This is a genomic window from Bradyrhizobium sp. BRP19 (assembly GCF_020194195.1).
GTDB classification, from domain to species: Bacteria; Pseudomonadota; Alphaproteobacteria; order Rhizobiales; family Xanthobacteraceae; genus Bradyrhizobium; species Bradyrhizobium yuanmingense.
Window position 1 is genome coordinate 384,294 of record NZ_JADYVZ010000002.1, and the last position, 15,694, is coordinate 399,987.

The window sequence follows — 15,694 nt, forward strand, 5'->3', positions numbered from 1 at the left end:
TCCGTGATCGCAGCTTGGTTCCGGCTTCCCTGCTCATCAATCCCAACCGCCGAAATTGCCTTTGCGGTCGAGCCCTTCCCTCCTAAACTCGACCGTCACCGTCATCGGTTCCGACGAGCCCGGTAGAAGCGGAGTAAAGTCATGCCCAAACCGGAAAGCTTCCCGATCGAGAAGATCTTCGTTCCGACCAAGCAGAAGAAGGCCGTCAAGCCCGAGACCGTCGGGGAGATCGCGGAAAGCATGCTGGAGATCGGGCAACAGGTCCCGATTTCCGTCCGGCGCGACGGAGACCGCCTGGTTCTGGTCGAGGGACTGCATCGGCTCGAGGCCTGCAAGGCGCTCGGCGAGACGACCATTCTCGGTGTTCTGGTCCCGGCTGAGCTTGCCCAGCACAAGCCGCAGCTCGCCGAACGACCCGAGGTCGAGGCAGAACGCATCAAGATGGCGCGATTGAAACAGCTGCGCCTGGAGAAGGAAGCCGCTGAGGCATCGGCGGCTGCCTTGAAGGGCGTCAGGCAGTCGGAAGCGCCGCGCACCCGTCCGGCGAAAGGCGTCCGCGACAAGCCGCAGGCATCACCGGGCCGGATTGTGAAATCGAAACCGAAATCATTGTCGGACTGGATCACGCAGCAAAAGGGCAGCGGCGGCCGCTATTGATGGCCACCCCGTCATTCCGGGGCGCGCCCGCTTGGGCGCGAGCCCGGAATCCATCGGGCGGCACGACGAGTGGCGCAATGGATTCCGGGCTCGCGCTTCGCGCCCCCGGAACGACCGTTCTGCTGCGCTCCACCTTGCATGGCTTCTACCGCATGACGGCCGCAATCCTTTCGATCGCGGCCCTCCTCACCGATCAACCCGCCCGTCTCACGCCGCTTTCGCCTGCTCCGGCGAGGCCGTCTCCATCGCGCGCATGTAGAGGTCGAGCAGGCTTTCGCGCTCGTCGCGCTCGTTCTTGTCTTCCTTGCGCAGCTTGATGATCTCCTTGAGGATCTTCACGTCAAAACCTTCGCCCTTGGCTTCCGCGAAGACTTCCTTCTTCTGTTCGCTCAACTCCTGCATTTCGCTGTCGAGGTTCTCGATCCGCTCGACGAAGGAACGGATCTTGCCGCCGGGAATGGTGATATCGGACATGGTGCCTCTTGCTGACTGAGGTCGTGAAAATGCCCGCAAAGAAATGACCAATGTGTTAACCGAGTTGCCGCACCCGATGCCATCGCGCCGCAGCGATACCCGGGACAGGCGACCACCCCCCAGCTATCTGGATCGGCGACTTCTTGCCGGATGCATCGAAGATGCGGCGGCAAAATCTCACCACATGGCCGCCACGCAAGCGACAGCCCACAATCGCGATTTCAGCGCAAACGCGACGGAGGCTCGCGGCTTCATCGATATTCAGGAGCCATTTGCAATGTTGAGTGCGGTGGACAACAAGCCAAGGGGAAAATCCGGCCGGCGCGGCGGCAAGAAGAAGGCGGGACAACGCGCCGGGGCCGGCGAGCAACGCGCAAGTGCAGGGCATCAATTGCCGGATGCCCCGGCGGAGACCAGGCACGAGACCGGGCAAGAGCCGAGCCGACCGATCAGTGCGGAGATACCTTCGGCTGCAGCCTTGCCGGACGAGGCTTCCGGGATGGAGCTTGCTGCAAGCCCACCCGTCGCACCGGTCGAACCCTTGGAGGCCAGCACGCAGGCGATTGCCGACGCCTATAGCGACTACATCAGGACCTCGCTTGAGCAAGCCTGGAGCTTCCTGGGAAAGCTCGCTATGGCGCGTTCACCCGTCGAGGCCTTTGAGCTTCAGATGGCGTACGCGAAACAGGCCTGCGACTCGTTTGTCGCCGAATCCCAGAAGATCACCGAGCTGCATGAACAATTGACCAGAGAAAGGGTCATGCATCTTGAGGGGTTCGTGGCCAGGCTCACCCAGACCACGCTCGAAATCCGCACGATACGTCACTGACGACGGGTGCACATTGCGGCGCCGCGGGACGTAAGGTGGGTTAGCTGGCGGTTGCGCGAAGCGCGGTCCGCCGGCGTAACCCACCACCTCTCCGCCGCCGAGATTAAAGAGGTGGGTTGCGCTACCCGACCTGCGCTTTGTCGCGGAGCTAACTCACTCTACGCGCCTGAGGACCGCCTGGAGTTCAGTACCCTGACTTCGTGCCGGTGGTCGACCCGGTGCCCGCGCCTGTGGTTTGACCTGTGGTTTGCCCTGTAGTCCGTCCTGGAGCGTAGCTCGACGCGCCGGGGCTGGTTCTCTTCGAGGACTTCGCGTGCTGCTTCTTCTTGTGTCCCGGAGCGTAGCTGGAAGCGCCCGGCTCGCCCTTCTTGCCCATTTGCTGCATCTCATGACCTGGCGTCTTGCTCGATACGCCCTGAGCAAATACGGCTGGTGCGGTAGCCATGACAACGGCAGCCGAAAGCGCGATGATCGTTGCTTTCATGTTGTCCTCCTCGAACAAGCCCCCTCAAAGGAAACGGAATGGACTAGCGCCCGTTCCCCTCAGCGAACGTTCATGGCGCCGCGGGGCTGGACGCCCCTGGGATCGTCATTCGTTGATGAGCTTCGATCCGCTCGACTACCCTACGAAATGCGCTTTGCGCAGTCGCGGCGACAACCCATCCTACGCCCTCACGCCGCCCGCTCCCTCGCCCGTCATAATTTCTCCTTTGCACACGCGTTGTGTCTGACAGCGGCGAGACCTATCCTTGATCGGACTGCCTCCCATTGACGCCCGACCGGATGGAGAGCGCATCGATGCCTGACACGAACGACCCCAAGCCTGATACCGGCAAGACCGATAACGCCAAGCCTGATATCGCCAAGCCTGATGCGTCCAAGCCGGACGAGGCGCGCGCCGACGGTGGGCTGGCGCGGGCCTACGACCGGATCAAAAGCGCAGAGGAAGACCTCGCGCGGCTGGACCGGCTGGTTTCCGGAATGGAACGCAACAGCGAAGCCCCGCGGACCTCGCACGCAAGCGCCGCCTCGACGGCAGCCGCCACGTCAGGAAAGAAGACGCCGACGCCGGAAGCCAAGGTTCTAAACACCAAGGTACGCGATCAGGGCCTGAGGGGAGACAAGGCCATGATGCGCGCACTGGCTATTCTCGTGATGGCGATCGGCCTCCTCGGTGCCGCCGTCGCATCGCAATATGGCGACGAGGCGACATCGATCGGCAAGTCCATCATGGCGCGATGGGCTCCACCCGCGAGCGCACCCCCGCAAGCGACCGCCGCGGAAAGTCCGGAGCAGCCGGCGACGGTGCTGCTGGCGGCCGCGGATGAGCCGAGCCCGGTGCCGGCGCCGCCGGGGCCCAAGGACACCGAAAGCGCCCCGAAGCCTGCCGCCACGGCGGCCGAGCCGTCATCGTCCGAGCTCGCGCAATCGCTCAAGGCCATCACGAGCGAGCTTGCGAATATCAACGACAAGCTCGAGCAGCTGAAGAGCCGCAGCGAGCAGACCCTGCGCGACCAGGCCGCCACCATCGAGCAGCTCAAGGCCGCGCAGGAGAAGGACGCGGCGGACAATGCCCGCCTCGCCGCGCAGGTCCAGGCGTTGCAAACGCAATTGAGCGCGTCATCGGCGCCATCCGCCTCTGCACCCGCCAAGCCCGTCGTGCGCAGCGTGGTGAGCAACGACACGGCTGCGCGTGCCCGGGCGCACCTACCGGACGCCGCGCCACGGCGGCCGAGGCCGCCGCCGCGAGGCCCCTGGATGCCGCCGCGCTATATGGCCGACCCTTACTATTACGGCGATCCGGATTGGTGAGCCCGTTTCGAAGGCGCGATTGGATTTGAAGTGCGTAGGGTGGGTTAGCCTGCGGCGGCGCGAAGCGCAGTCCGCTGGCGTAACCCGCCTCTTTGATTTCCGCGGAGGCAGAGGTGGTGGGTTACGCTGCGCGAACTGCGCCTCGCGCAGTCGCGCAGCTAACCCACCCTACGCACCCACGCTCCCCTCAGCGTATCTCGCTCATCGTCACCTTGGCCGCGATCCCCGTCAGCTCGGGCTCTTGCGGCGCAAGCTCCTCATCGGAAGGGCCGACCGAGACTTCAGCCATTCTGCGTTTGACCTGTTCGCAGGTCTTGCGAACGTCTTCGGTGAACAGCGCGCATTCTTCGATACGCTTGAAGATCTTGCGTCCCTCTTCACGATAGCCTGCCGCCGTTTCTCGCATGAAGGCGATCGCATCATGAACCTGGGCCGTCAGCGCCTCGCATTTTTGCGCGGCGTCGATCAACTCGGCGCCCATGGCCTCGATCTCTTTTGCAGCGGACTCATAGTCGCGAATGACCGCTTCTGCACTGAGCGCACCGACCCGGGACACCCCCGCGGTGTGCTCGACGTAATCAGGCAGATTAACTGAAGTAATGGAGCTCCCCGACCGGATCGAAGTGATGTCGGCTTCGAGTTGGACCAAGTTCACTCCGTCCCGTCTGTGCAATTGTTCGACACTTGCCATGACTGTCCTCCCAATACGCGCAAAGAAACCCCAAGCAGTATTGGGTTTATTACGGGGATAAATGCCGTTCTACCTCTATGTATTCTTGACAGTCTTCACTTTGCCACTTTTACCCGATCGCCAACTCTGCACGCAGAGACGGCGAGCCATCAAACTTCAATTTATCCGCGCACCTGTTCGAAGTGCACTCCCCGCCGCATCGGCGCCGGGCCATGGCGGGCACGATTACGTTCCGGGGGAGCGACGGTCGTCGGCGTCGAAGGCATTTCCGACGGCGGCTGGCGCAGGCTCGCCCCGCCCTGCATCCGCAGCACGATGGCGGCCGGCATCGCCCGCCGCAAAAATATCGTGCACCAGCCCGAGCTTCCCCAGCCCCAGGATGATCAGCCCGTTGATGTCCACCTCGTACCAGGCGTGCGAGATGTAGGCGTCGCGCGGAAAGCGGTGATGGTTGTTGTGCAGCCCCTCGCCGAAGGTGAGCAGCGTGGTCACCAGCTCGTTGGTGGTGCCGTCATGGGTCTCGAAGCGGCGGTAGCCCCAGCGGCCGTCGCTGTGACAGACCGAGTTGACCAGCGAGGTCGCCATGGTCATGAGGTAGCTGCGGAACAGGCCGGCGAACAGGATGCAGCCGATCATCGTGCGCACGCCGCCAAACGCGTAGCCGATGGCGCCCGGAATGATCAGCGCCGACAGCGCGTACCAGTACCAGCGCGTCCTGGTGAAGAACATCGCGATCGGGTCGGCCAGGATGTCCTTGGCGTAGTAGCTGGCATCGGTGGTCTCGCGGTCCCACACCCAGCCGCCTTGCGCATGCGTCATGCCCTTGGCGAAACTGGTATAGGGATGGCCGCCGCCGTCGTAATAGGGGCTGTGCACGTCGCCGGGCCGGTCGGAGTGCAGATGGTGCCGCCGATGGTTGCTCACCCATTTCAGGATCGAGCCCTGCACCGCCATGGTCGCGAGCGCGGCGAAGATCGTCCGCATCACCGGACCGCAGCGGAAGCTGCGGTGCACGAAGTAGCGATGCATGAAGCCGATGCCGATCGTGGACATGATGAACGTGCCCGCGAACACCGAGACTTCGACCCAGCCGATGCCTTGCCAGAAGGCCCAGACCAGCGCCGCGATCGAGCCGCCGACCATGATGGCGAACGAGATGTAGGAATCGCGAAACTTGGCGTCGACCACCGGACCTTCGGTCAGCACGCCCGGCGGCATTTTCGGCTCCGCAAGCTGCTCGGACGCCACGCTCTCAACCACGCTCATTTCAGCCGATCCATTTACACTGCACTTTTCTGCAGTGCAGCGTACAACCCCTGGTTATCAGAGGCAAGGACCCGAGCGGCCGTAGGAGCACGGGCGGCGCAGCCCCGCCGCTTTCGCTTCTCTGCGATAGAGAGTGGCGATCATGACGAGCAGATGCACGTCGTGCCTCTGCTCAGCTCACCGAGCGCATGCGCCGATCAGTTTTGGCGTCGGTCGGTGCCTTCACCACCAATACGGCCAGCGCCATCCCTCATAGCGCACATAGGACGGCACCAAGGGCGGGCCGTAGGGATCGACCCGGTCGTGCTCGGGGCGGTAACGATAGCGTGGCACGATGTTGTAATCCCAAGGCGTCGGCCTCAGCACCGGCGCCGTGATGACGAGCCGCTCTTGCGGCGCGCGAACGACGACGGCTCTCCGCGTCCGGGCTTCGGCGTCCGAGGTTGCAAGGCCGCTCAGCACCAGGGCGGTTCCGAGCGCGCAGGCGGCAGTCATCTTGGTCATGCGTTGGTCTCCTTCGCGCGGAGAGTGCAAAAGGATGCCAGGCGAGGCAAGCAAATTTCGCGCGAGGTGCGGACATAAGCGCTGTGCGCTTTGGCGCTCCGACCTCTCCCCGTCATTGCGAGGAGCACTTGCGACGAAGCAATCCAGAGTCCTTCCGCGGAGGGAGCCTGGATTGCTTCGCTCCGCTAGCAATGACGGCCGAGTATGACGCAAGAGTGGTCTGGATGAGCAGCAGAAGTCCCGGACGTCGGCACCTGCCGCTCACTCACGCGCGCGGCGCAGGGCCTGATCCAGCTTGTGCCTCTGCTTGTCCCAGCGCTCCTGCTCGGCTTCGGCGCGCGCCTCGAGCGCGGCCCGCTCGGCTTCGATCGCCTCGGCCTTCGCTTCGTGCTCGCGTGTTGCTTTGTCGAGCGCTGCTTCCGCCGCGGCAACCGCCTTGTCGCGCCGTGCACGCTCCTTGGCGCGGGCGGCCTCCTCCTTGGCACGCGCTGCCTCGCGCCGTCGCTCCTCCTTCTCGAAAGCTGCTGCGGCCTTGCGGGCGGCCGCATCATCGATCTCGCGGGATGCATTCCGGGCCGTCCTGGCGGGACGCTTCTTTGACGTCGGTTTGCTCTCGGCCTTGCTCTTGGACTTGCGCTTGGGCTCGGCCTCACCTGCGCCGAGATCAGTCGGCAGCTCCGCGCTCTCGGTGAACGGGCCGTCCGAGCCGACCGGGCGCCTCAGCACCACGCCCGGCTTCGCCATGGTCGCGGCGACGACATCGGGATCGTCGGTCTCCCTGGCGACGCCCTGATGGAACAGATTGGAGCTGGCGCCCCAGGCGGCAAGCGCCGCCTTCATCGAGGGCGCGGCGATCGCCTGATCGTAGAAGCCGAGCGAGGTCTGGTAGGTCTTCAGCTTCTTTGGCATGTCGCTCCGATGTCGGCGCAGCTTTCCGCGCGCGAGCGTAGCCCGGATCGAGCAAAGCGCAATCCGGGGTCGCGCGGCACGCTCGGCGCTGGACTACGCTTGCGCTCCATCCAGGCTACGCACCTTCCAGCAACGCGTCATACCCTTGCGCGCTGAACGCCAACAGACAAAAACCGTGCCCGAACGGATCGGCCAGCATCGCGATCCGCCCATAGGGCGCATCGCTCGCCGGCACCTCCAGAATCGCACCCGCAGCGAGGGCACGCGCGACGGCCGCGTCGACATCGTCGACGACGACGTCGATATGCACCGGCGTCCAGTGCCGCTCATAGCGGCGGGGGTCGCCGCCGGCGCCGATGGTGCCGGCCTGCTTGGTCAAGAGATACACCGGTGCGGGCCAGCCGTTGAGCTCGACGAAGTCGGCGCCGAAGCGGCGGCCGACCGAGAGGCCAAAGGCTTCGGTGTAGAACGTCGTGGCTTTCGCCACGTCGGGAACATCGATGTTGAGGAGGAAGCTCATGAGCGGCTCGTCGCAAGTTGAGGCGCGAGCGTAGCCCGGATGGAGCGCAAGCGTAATCCGGGATGGTGCCGCACCCGACGCCCCCGACCGCGTTCCACGATGGCATCATGCCATTGTTTTGCCCGACGGGTCAAATCCTGTTCGATTTTACCGAAGTGAGGAAAAACCCCGAGCAATTCCATGGGGATGGCTACTGTGCATGGGGTTGTTTTCGCAACACTTGCTTGAGCCGGCCCTCAATTGCGCTTCAGGCTCAGGATATAGGCCGATAGCACCTCGGCCTGCTCCGGCGAGATCACGAGATTCGGCATGGTCTGGTGACTGGTCCGCCAGAACACCTTGAGCGAGAGCGCGGTGGTGCCGTTGCGGTCGGCGATGGATTGGAAGCTCGGTGCCTCCTGGAAGAAGCCGGCCATGTGCGGCTCGATCGCGTGACACGACTGGCACCACGCCTGCGCCAGGCGATGACCTGCGGCGACCGCGCGCGAGCCGGGCCTCGGCGCCCCGGCGGCGGTGTGAACGAGGCTGAAGAGAAACAGCACCGACAGCGCGATCAGGACGGCGATGCCGATGGAGATTCGAACATTGTGCGACATCGCCCGACCTCACGGCATTGAATCGTGGAGCAGCTTAGATGTGCACCACGACGCCAGCTTGATCTGCGTCAAGCCAGCTCGCAGCTCGCGTCCTCAGCACGTCACGAGGTCGGTGTGGCCGAATCCCTTGGAATAATCGAGCAGCGAGATCACCGTCGGCGTGAGACGGATCAGCCGCACCTCGGACGGCTTCGGCATGGGCAGGCCGATCGCCTTCTGCTCGGGATAGCGCGCCATCACCAGTGTGATCGCCTTCTCGGCCTCAGCTGGATCGGTCACGGCCACCGCCCGCGCCGCCATGGACAGGCCGGTGATCTCCATCACTTGCGCCGGATCGTCGTCGATCGCCAGCGACACGCGCTCGTCCCGCGAGATGTTCTGCGCCTTCTGGCTGTCGGGGCCGCAGAGAAAGTAGATGGTGAAACCGTCGTTGGCATAGCCGACGGTCGTTACTTGCGGCCAGCCATCGGCGCGAAGCGTCGCGATCCGCATCGTGCGGTGCTGGTCCAGCAAGGTCTGGATTTTTCGTCTGAGTGTGTCGTCCATCGCTGCCTCCGGCGGTCATTCCTGAAGACACGATACGATCCCCGCGCGCAGTGCCGTTGATGCAGCTCAACGCGCGCCGGCGATGTCGCCTGTTGAAAGCGTCGGCAGGCATCGCCCGGTGATATCGCACCGGCAGGCGCGGCCAGCCCGCGCCGTGCGCAGCTTTTGCTTGCTTTCCCGGTTCCCGCCTCTACGGTCGCGCCGCGAACGAACGCGCGAGACAAGACCCGTCATGACCGACACGATGAAATGCCCGACCTGCAATTCCGAGCACGCCTATCAGGACCGCGATCTCTGGGTCTGCCCGGAATGCGGCCATGAATGGAGCGGCGCGGCGGACGCGGTCGCGGACACGGCGCAGGATGCGGGCGTGCGCGATGCCAACGGCAATGTGCTCGCCGACGGCGACAGCGTCATCGTGATCAAGGATCTCAAGATCAAGGGCTCGTCCTCGGTCGTCAAGGGCGGCACCAAGGTGCGCAATATCCGCCTGCAGGACGCCAGCGACGGCCACAACATCGCCTGCAAGATCGACGGCATCGGCGCGATGAATCTGAAGTCGGAGTTCGTGAAGAAGGCGTGAGGTCCGCTAGCTTTGCCGCTGCGCCAGGTAGAACCCGCTCAGCACCGTCACGAGGCCTGCCGTCTGAAGCATCGTGGGCGGCTCGCCAAGTAGCAACCAGCCCGTGAGCAGCGTCAGCGCGGGCACGCAGGCCGGAAACACCGCGGCGCGGGCGACGCCGAGACGCTGGACCGAGACGGCGTAGAGATAGAGCGCGGCGGGGCCGGCAAGCACGCCCTGCGCCAGCGCCTGGATCGCGTTCTCGGTCATGCCGATCGACGCAATGTGGGCGAGGCCCACCGTGGCGACGTAGACCGGCACCAGCAGCAGCGACAGCACGTTGATCACGAGCGCAGCCGACACGGCCGAGACGCGCCATCGACGCAGCATCGCGCCGAAGCCGGCGAACATGAATCCGGCGAGCACGAAGATGAGATCGCCCTGAATGCCGTCGGCACCGATGTGGCCGATTGATTCCGCACCGATCACGCCGAGGCCTCCGACGATGACGAGCGCGCCAGTCAGGCGCGAGGCGGAGATCCGCTCCTTCAGCACGACCGCCGCGAGCAGGAGGCCGCCGAGCGTGGCGCAAGAGGGCTGGATCACACTGCCATGGCCGAGCGGGACGAACAGGAAGCCGATGTACGAGATCAGCGACATCACGGGACCGCCGAGCACCATCAGCACGAGCCCCCTGCCCCAGCCGATGCCGCAGAGATCGGAGAGTCCGGCGCGCAACACGAGGGGCAGGAAGGCGATCCCCGACCAGACATAGCGATGCACCAGCAGATCGACCGGCGTGAAGCCGGCCTTGAGGCCGTGCCGCGTGGCGGCAAAGCCGAGCGCCCAGAACAGCGCTGCGGCAAGCCCGCAGACCACGCCGAGCAGTGCCGGCGCGGTATCCTTCTTCTGAGCGTCGGCGCCGCTCGTCCGCTGATCCATGGATCACTCGATATGTCGGCTCGCTGAGCCGCTCAACCCACGCGGCTGCAGGGCTGTCACGCGAGGGCGATGCCGACGACGCGTGTTACAGCCCCTCATCGAAGACCATCCGCCATCCCTTGCGCGTATCCATGTATTCCCGCACTTGCCTGATCCGGTCGCCCACCACCTCGAACACGAAGCAATACTCGTTCTCGTACGGCTTGCCGCCCGGCAGCGTGGCGCGCATCCGCTCCTCCACGATCACGACATCGCCGTCGACATAGACGCCGCGGAACGTGATATCGATGCTCGAAAACAGCCTGTGCATTTCCTTGGCGATGAAGCGGGCGATCTGGTGCGCTCCCACCATGTGATCGGTATGATCGAGCGCGACGGCGGTGGCATTTCCCTTCGGCGCGATCCATTCGGCGTCTTCGGTGAAGAGTGCCGCGATGCGCTCGGGATCGCGTGACGAAAAGGTCTTCCAGGCGTTCAGTACGACGTCTCTCGGGCTGGTCACGATGGGGTCTCCGGCCGTGTTGCGATGAGAACCGCCTTCTAGGCCGCGAGGCGCGCCGCGGCTCGCCACAATCAGACTCGGTCATCCGGCAGCCCTTCCGCCGCCGCCCCCATGCGCTACCATGCGATCATGTTGAGCTTTGATGTCTGCAACGCCGCGCGCCTGCGCCGCGATCCCCGCTATGACGGCCGCTTCTTCACGGCGGTGAAGACCACGGGCATCTATTGCCGGCCGGTCTGTCCGGCCAAGCAGCCGCTGGCGCGCAATGTGGTCTATTATCCGACGGCTGCGGCTGCCGAGGCCGCCGGCTTCCGGCCCTGCCTGCGCTGCCGTCCCGAGACCGCTCCTTTCTGCCCGGCCTGGAACGGCACGCGCTCCACGGTGGCCCGGGCCATGAGGCTCATCGATGACGGCGCGCTGGATGAAGGCTCGATGGTCGATCTCGCGACGCGGCTCGGCATCTCGTCGCGTCACCTGGCGCGCCTGTTCGAGCGCCATGTCGGCGCTACGCCGCAGCAGCTCGCCAAGACACTGCGTGTCCAGCGCGCCAAGCACCTGCTCGATGCCGGCGATGACAGCATGACCGCTATCGCATTCCAGGCCGGGTTCGGCAGCCTGCGCAGGTTCAACGCCGCCTTCGCCGAACTCTACGGCCGCTCGCCGTCAAGCCTGCGCGCGCGGCGAGCTTAGCGGCCCGCGCCAGTGATCACGTCCGCGGTCTTCACCTTGCGCGGGCTGAGCACCTTCGCCTGGTGGACCGAGGCGATTGCGCTTGGCGCTGCGACCTGCTGCTCGACATGTGCGGCACCGAGCACTCGCAACTGCAGCGGGGAAACCGGGAATCCGTTGGCCTCATAGGTCGGCAGCTCGGCGGCGAAAGCCGCGGTACCGCCCGCGATCGTCAGGAAGGCGGCGATCGACAAGGTCTTTTTGTTCATTGGTGATGCTCCGAGGTTTGAGAGTCGGAGCCTATTTAGGCGTATTTTGCTGCAGTGCGACATACACCGCCGCATTGCAACATCGCATGCAATGCATGACGTTATGCCTAATGCGTCCAGGGATTTGGGCGAATCACGCCGGCTGCGACGCGGCGCCTCCAGAGGAGCCGCTCAGCCACCAAGCACGTTGCCCCAGCCGTCGAAGAGATAGGTCTTCCAGGCCACGGTTCCATCAGCGCCGGGCCGGCTGGCGCGGCGGTAGTCCTCGGCCTGGTCGGCGGTCCAGGTGATGATCGTGTCGGAGAGACGATCGTGCAGGATGGCGGGCTCGGTGGGGTCGAAGGCGTCCATGGGACGAAGCGAGGGATGCGTCATGGCGCCTCCAACGCACCAGCCGCAACAAAGTTGCGGCAACGTCAAATGGAACCGGGCGTTGCACCTCGGCCACAGTTGCCCCGAAAAGCCCGCACTCCCCGATTTGCGCCATTGCGCCGCCACACCGTGGCCCGAACAATCGACGTGCTGCGTGCCTTTCCGTGCGACTGTTTCGTCAGACTGTTTGCATCATCACTGTTCGGGCAAGATTGTTCGAGCAGACCGTTTGGAGGCAGGGATCATGAACGATCGGCGGTCTCTTCTGGTGGCGGTGTCGTGTCCCTCGGCCGTTCTCGCCGGCTGGCTGGCATTGTCTCTCTCCGCTTATGCGCCTGCGCTCATCGAAAACAGCGCCGCCAATGCGGCCGCCATCTCGCGCGCCAAGGATCGTGCCAAGGATCATGCCAAGGATCTCGGCCGCATCGACCTCGCCGACGTGCCGCGCGCTGCGACCCTTGAGGACCGCTTCGCCTTGACCGCCGACATCGCAGCCACCGTCACTGCGCTGCCCGACCCTCCCGCGCCGGCAGAGGCAACGCCGGAAGAGCCCGCCTCCACCATCAAGCTTGCCTCGGCCGACCCGGCGCTGATCCTGCCGGTGGAAGCCGTGCCCGCGCCGCCGATCTTGCCTGAACCGGAGCCCGTCGTCAGCGAGGTTGCCCCCGCCCCTGTGGCGGAGCCCGTCAAGCTCGCATCCACCGATCCCACCGAGATCGTGACGACGGACACATTGTCGGCCGCGGCGATCGCGAGCGACCCCGTTGCGCCTGCGCGCAAGGCGTCACCGCCTGCCGACAACATCGCCGTGCTCGACGAATGCTTCGTCATGGAGGCCTGCATCGACCGCTACCTCTGGGCGCTCTATCAGCGCACCGCCAAGGAAGACACGATGAAGGTGCAGGAGCGGCGCGCAGTCACCATCAAGCGCAAGGGCAAGACCGTCACGGTGATGCGCAGCTTCACCAAGCTGGTCGATCAGGACTTCACCTGGAAGGATCCGCATGCGGCCGAGCGCGCCGGCATGTCGATGATGGACTACGTCATCGGCGGCATGGACAAGAGCTTCAAGCAGAAGCTGTTCCGCATGATGCTCGCGGCCGAAGCCGCCGGCCTGTCGCCGGGCATCACCAGCGCGTTCCGCGACGACTATCGCCAGTCGATCGCGAGCGGCCTGAAGGCCGCCTCCAACCGCTCCTATCACGGCGGCAGCACGCGCGGCGGCTACGGTCACGGCATGGCGGCAGACATCGTCAGCACGCAAGGCAGCAACAGGGCGCAGCGCTGGGTCTCGACCGAAATCCTGTGGAAGTGGGTCGATGCCAACGGCAAGGCGTACGGCATCGGCCGACCCTATCTCGGCCGCGATCCGCCCCATGTCGGCCCGATCGACGGCCAGGAATATATCTCGAAGCGCGGCACCTCCGACCGCAAGGACGTTGCCGGCGTTAAGCCGAAGAAGACACAGGGCCTTGCGAGCGCCAAGCCGCCGAAGGCCGACGTCGCGCGCGAGCAGAAGGGCCCGGCGGCCAAGCCGCAGAAGTCGGCGCAATCGGCCGGCAAGCGCGCGACCTGACGGTTTACGGCTTGCGCTCTGCCGTCGGCAGCGGCACCAGCCGCATCTCGGCCGAGCCGGCGGCCTGCGTGCGCACCAGCACGGCAAAGACCGTGTCGACCGCGCGCCGTACCGCCAACTCCATTGCTTCGCCCTTGGCCAGATGCGCCGCGATCAGCCCGGTGAGGAGATCGCCGGTGCCGTAGGGACGGATCGGCAGGCGCGGCGTCGCAAAGCGCGACAATCGGCCATCAGTGCACAGGATCGTCTCCACCTGCCCCGCCGCCGTGTCAGCGAGGGTGCAGCCGGTGGCGACGACGTCGGTGCCTGCCCCAGCCAGCACCGCGCAGGCCGCGCTGAGGCTCTCGGCGTCGGCAATTGCGACCCCAGAGAGCAGCTCGAGCTCGAACTGGTTCGGCGTCGTCAGGTTCGCCGTCGGCAGCAGCCGGTGGCGGAGCACGTCCAGGATGCCGTCCGCGACATAGACGCGGCCGTCGTCACCGATCACGGGATCGCAGAGATAGACGAGCTTCCCATTGCGCGTGCGCGCCCGCTCGACGAAATCGGCGATGACGGCGGCATTGCCGGGCGAGCCGAGATAGCCGGTGACGACCACCGCGGCCTCGTCGACCAGGCCGCGCTCCTCGACTCCCCTCAGGAGATCGGCGACGAGCTCGGTCTCCAGCACCCGTCCGCGCAGGCTCGGATAGCGCGGATGGTTGGACAGCAGCGTCGTCGGCACCGCAGCGACGTTCACGCCCTCCGCCTGCATGGCATAGGCGGCCGCGCTGTTGCCGACATGGCCGTGGACCACCTGGCTCTGGATGGAGATGACGAGCATGAAAGAGGTCCGTAGAGTCAAACTTCGGGCGACGCAAGCGCTGCGTCCTGTCGCGGACTCGTCATTCCCGCGTGATATTTGCGGTCGCACGTCAGCCATCCGTCGGCCCGGACACAGCCTCCGCATGACCTCCGTCTTCAACGCCTATACCGCTCTCGCCCTCGCCATCGTGTTCGAGGTCACCGCGTCGGCGTTCCTGCAGCAGTCCGCGCAGTTCACCCGTCCCTGGCCGACGCTGGCGATGGTGCTGTTCTACGTCGCCTCGTTCTACGCGCTCTCGGTGGCGATCCGGGTGATCCCGTTGAGCATCGCCTATGCGATCTGGGGCGGGGTCGGCATCATCCTGACCGCCACCGTCTCCTTCGTGCTGTTCCGTCAGATCCTGGACGCCGCAGCCTTCGTCGGCATCGCGCTGATCGTATCAGGGGTGGTGATCATCAACCTGTTCTCGGAGACCACCGTGCGGTGATGCGCGCGGTGCCGACTCTGAGCAAGAGGTCGCGCCCCACCATCACGCTGCGGACAGCTGATCGAGCTCGGACGGCGCGTAGGCCTTGCCATCCTGGTCGGTGACGACCACCCGCCACCCCTCGCTCGCCCACACTTTCGCCTTCGCCACGATGAGCAACCGGCTCTCGCGGGCGAAACTGTACTTCTCGTTGTCGCGTTCTGCGACCATCTTGTAGGCCAATTCGCATCCCCTTGCGTCGCCCTGCACCCGGCCTTGTCGTGGCAGCGGGCTTTGGCGGCAATTCGCCGGGAGCGTGGCAATTTGGTGCCATCCACGAGGCCTGTGGCCGGCCCCGTGCCGTCGCAACAGAGCCGATCTCGTTGCCTCGGATCGGCGCTAGTGCACGCGGATAATGTGCGGGCGGCCGAGATTGATCAGGCCCTGCACCGCCGAAAGGCGGTCATTGAGGGCTGCGATGGTGAGCAGCAGATTGTTGCGACGCTCATCGAGTAGTCCCATTTCTGCGCCCGACAGCTTGGTGCCCGCCCGCTCCTTGTGGATCTCCTCGAGGGATTCGCGCAGTCCGGCAATCAGGCCGGCCAGCTGCTTGGCCTCCTTGGTCATCGACCGCTTCGCGACATTTTGCTGACGGCGCGTCTCCGCTTGGTTCTGTCTCATCGTCATCCTCCGGTGCCCCGCTGCCCCGAGTGGATGCTTACAGCTTTGG

General features: G+C 65.1%; 23 protein-coding genes. 7 read left to right on the top strand and 16 right to left on the bottom strand.

What is annotated here, in order from left to right; genetic code table 11:
- Positions 1 to 141 precede the first annotated feature (141 nt).
- Positions 142 to 657 (top strand): ParB N-terminal domain-containing protein, encoded by a 516-nt coding sequence (locus I6F36_RS07525; RefSeq protein ID WP_225125596.1) that lies wholly within the window; start codon positions 142 to 144, stop codon positions 655 to 657.
- A gap of 207 nt (positions 658 to 864) precedes the next feature.
- Here I6F36_RS07525 and I6F36_RS07530 read toward each other — a convergent pair whose 3' ends face one another.
- A complete protein-coding gene (locus I6F36_RS07530) occupies positions 865 to 1,131 on the bottom strand; it encodes a DUF2312 domain-containing protein (RefSeq protein ID WP_025575662.1) in 267 nt (88 codons plus the stop codon).
- A 43-nt stretch (positions 1,132 to 1,174) separates the two neighbouring features.
- On the opposite strand from I6F36_RS07530, the gene I6F36_RS07535 reads away from it, so the two are divergent.
- Positions 1,175 to 1,960 carry a phasin family protein gene (locus I6F36_RS07535; protein WP_225171234.1) on the top strand — a complete coding sequence of 262 codons (786 nt, stop codon included), beginning with the start codon at positions 1,175 to 1,177 and terminating at the stop codon, positions 1,958 to 1,960.
- A gap of 184 nt (positions 1,961 to 2,144) precedes the next feature.
- Here I6F36_RS07535 and I6F36_RS07540 read toward each other — a convergent pair whose 3' ends face one another.
- Entirely contained in the window at positions 2,145 to 2,444 is a 300-nt protein-coding gene (locus tag I6F36_RS07540) for a hypothetical protein (protein ID WP_225125599.1), read from the bottom strand.
- Positions 2,445 to 2,758: 314 nt separating this feature from the next.
- Between I6F36_RS07540 and I6F36_RS07545 the strand changes: the two genes are divergently transcribed.
- Positions 2,759 to 3,772, top strand: a complete 1,014-nt coding sequence (locus tag I6F36_RS07545) for a hypothetical protein (protein WP_225125600.1) — start codon at positions 2,759 to 2,761, stop codon at positions 3,770 to 3,772.
- A 187-nt stretch (positions 3,773 to 3,959) separates the two neighbouring features.
- Here the strand turns inward: I6F36_RS07545 and I6F36_RS07550 are convergent, their stop codons facing one another.
- The 7 genes from I6F36_RS07550 to I6F36_RS07580 all read right to left on the bottom strand — a co-directional run bounded on the left by I6F36_RS07550 (position 3,960) and on the right by I6F36_RS07580 (position 8,804).
- On the bottom strand, positions 3,960 to 4,463 hold the full coding sequence (locus I6F36_RS07550; protein ID WP_225171235.1) for a hypothetical protein: 504 nt from the start codon (positions 4,461 to 4,463) through the stop codon (positions 3,960 to 3,962).
- 225 nt (positions 4,464 to 4,688) lie between these two features.
- On the bottom strand, positions 4,689 to 5,729 hold the full coding sequence (locus tag I6F36_RS07555) for an acyl-CoA desaturase (protein ID WP_225125601.1): 1,041 nt from the start codon (positions 5,727 to 5,729) through the stop codon (positions 4,689 to 4,691).
- 222 nt (positions 5,730 to 5,951) lie between these two features.
- On the bottom strand, positions 5,952 to 6,233 hold the full coding sequence (locus I6F36_RS07560; RefSeq protein ID WP_109143935.1) for a hypothetical protein: 282 nt from the start codon (positions 6,231 to 6,233) through the stop codon (positions 5,952 to 5,954).
- 261 nt (positions 6,234 to 6,494) lie between these two features.
- Positions 6,495 to 7,142, bottom strand: coding sequence for a cell envelope biogenesis protein TolA (locus I6F36_RS07565; protein ID WP_225125603.1), 648 nt, complete (start codon positions 7,140 to 7,142; stop codon positions 6,495 to 6,497).
- 115 nt (positions 7,143 to 7,257) lie between these two features.
- Positions 7,258 to 7,662, bottom strand: a complete 405-nt coding sequence (locus I6F36_RS07570) for a VOC family protein (RefSeq protein WP_225125604.1) — start codon at positions 7,660 to 7,662, stop codon at positions 7,258 to 7,260.
- Positions 7,663 to 7,898: 236 nt separating this feature from the next.
- Complete coding sequence (locus I6F36_RS07575; RefSeq protein WP_036000186.1) at positions 7,899 to 8,258, bottom strand: cytochrome c; 360 nt, start codon at positions 8,256 to 8,258, stop codon at positions 7,899 to 7,901.
- 93 nt (positions 8,259 to 8,351) lie between these two features.
- Positions 8,352 to 8,804 carry a pyridoxamine 5'-phosphate oxidase family protein gene (locus I6F36_RS07580; RefSeq protein WP_225125607.1) on the bottom strand — a complete coding sequence of 151 codons (453 nt, stop codon included), beginning with the start codon at positions 8,802 to 8,804 and terminating at the stop codon, positions 8,352 to 8,354.
- Between the two features lie 232 nt (positions 8,805 to 9,036).
- Here I6F36_RS07580 and I6F36_RS07585 point away from each other — a divergent pair, with 232 nt between their 5' ends.
- Positions 9,037 to 9,387: a zinc ribbon domain-containing protein YjdM gene (locus I6F36_RS07585; RefSeq protein WP_036000193.1), complete on the top strand. Its 351-nt coding sequence runs from the start codon at positions 9,037 to 9,039 to the stop codon at positions 9,385 to 9,387.
- Positions 9,388 to 9,393: 6 nt separating this feature from the next.
- On the opposite strand, the gene I6F36_RS07590 is transcribed toward I6F36_RS07585, so the two are convergent.
- Together I6F36_RS07590 and I6F36_RS07595 are read right to left on the bottom strand one after the other, a co-directional pair.
- Entirely contained in the window at positions 9,394 to 10,308 is a 915-nt protein-coding gene (locus I6F36_RS07590) for a DMT family transporter (RefSeq protein WP_225171236.1), read from the bottom strand.
- An 85-nt stretch (positions 10,309 to 10,393) separates the two neighbouring features.
- Positions 10,394 to 10,810, bottom strand: coding sequence for a nuclear transport factor 2 family protein (locus tag I6F36_RS07595; protein WP_225149538.1), 417 nt, complete (start codon positions 10,808 to 10,810; stop codon positions 10,394 to 10,396).
- Positions 10,811 to 10,939: 129 nt separating this feature from the next.
- Here I6F36_RS07595 and I6F36_RS07600 point away from each other — a divergent pair, with 129 nt between their 5' ends.
- Entirely contained in the window at positions 10,940 to 11,500 is a 561-nt protein-coding gene (locus I6F36_RS07600; RefSeq protein ID WP_225171237.1) for a bifunctional transcriptional activator/DNA repair enzyme AdaA, read from the top strand.
- Here I6F36_RS07600 and I6F36_RS07605 read toward each other — a convergent pair.
- Both I6F36_RS07605 and I6F36_RS07610 read right to left on the bottom strand, forming a co-directional pair.
- Positions 11,497 to 11,748, bottom strand: coding sequence for a hypothetical protein (locus I6F36_RS07605; RefSeq protein WP_036000218.1), 252 nt, complete (start codon positions 11,746 to 11,748; stop codon positions 11,497 to 11,499). The genes I6F36_RS07600 and I6F36_RS07605 overlap by 4 nt on opposite strands.
- 171 nt (positions 11,749 to 11,919) lie before the next feature.
- The gene (locus I6F36_RS07610; protein ID WP_025035973.1) at positions 11,920 to 12,123 is read right to left on the bottom strand and encodes a hypothetical protein; all 204 of its coding nucleotides are present in this window, start codon (positions 12,121 to 12,123) and stop codon (positions 11,920 to 11,922) included.
- A 241-nt stretch (positions 12,124 to 12,364) separates the two neighbouring features.
- On the opposite strand from I6F36_RS07610, the gene I6F36_RS07615 reads away from it, so the two are divergent.
- On the top strand, positions 12,365 to 13,696 hold the full coding sequence (locus tag I6F36_RS07615) for a hypothetical protein (protein ID WP_225141739.1): 1,332 nt from the start codon (positions 12,365 to 12,367) through the stop codon (positions 13,694 to 13,696).
- Positions 13,697 to 13,700: 4 nt separating this feature from the next.
- On the opposite strand, the gene pdxY is transcribed toward I6F36_RS07615, so the two are convergent.
- Positions 13,701 to 14,516 (bottom strand): pyridoxal kinase, encoded by an 816-nt coding sequence (pdxY, locus tag I6F36_RS07620; protein WP_225155984.1) that lies wholly within the window; start codon positions 14,514 to 14,516, stop codon positions 13,701 to 13,703.
- Between the two features lie 124 nt (positions 14,517 to 14,640).
- Between pdxY and I6F36_RS07625 the strand changes: the two genes are divergently transcribed.
- Positions 14,641 to 14,985, top strand: coding sequence for a multidrug efflux SMR transporter (locus tag I6F36_RS07625; protein ID WP_036000232.1), 345 nt, complete (start codon positions 14,641 to 14,643; stop codon positions 14,983 to 14,985).
- A 42-nt stretch (positions 14,986 to 15,027) separates the two neighbouring features.
- Here the strand turns inward: I6F36_RS07625 and I6F36_RS07630 are convergent, their stop codons facing one another.
- Both I6F36_RS07630 and I6F36_RS07635 read right to left on the bottom strand, forming a co-directional pair.
- Positions 15,028 to 15,234: a hypothetical protein gene (locus I6F36_RS07630; RefSeq protein ID WP_036000235.1), complete on the bottom strand. Its 207-nt coding sequence runs from the start codon at positions 15,232 to 15,234 to the stop codon at positions 15,028 to 15,030.
- 129 nt (positions 15,235 to 15,363) lie between these two features.
- Entirely contained in the window at positions 15,364 to 15,645 is a 282-nt protein-coding gene (locus I6F36_RS07635) for a hypothetical protein (RefSeq protein ID WP_036000293.1), read from the bottom strand.
- Positions 15,646 to 15,694 lie beyond the last annotated feature (49 nt).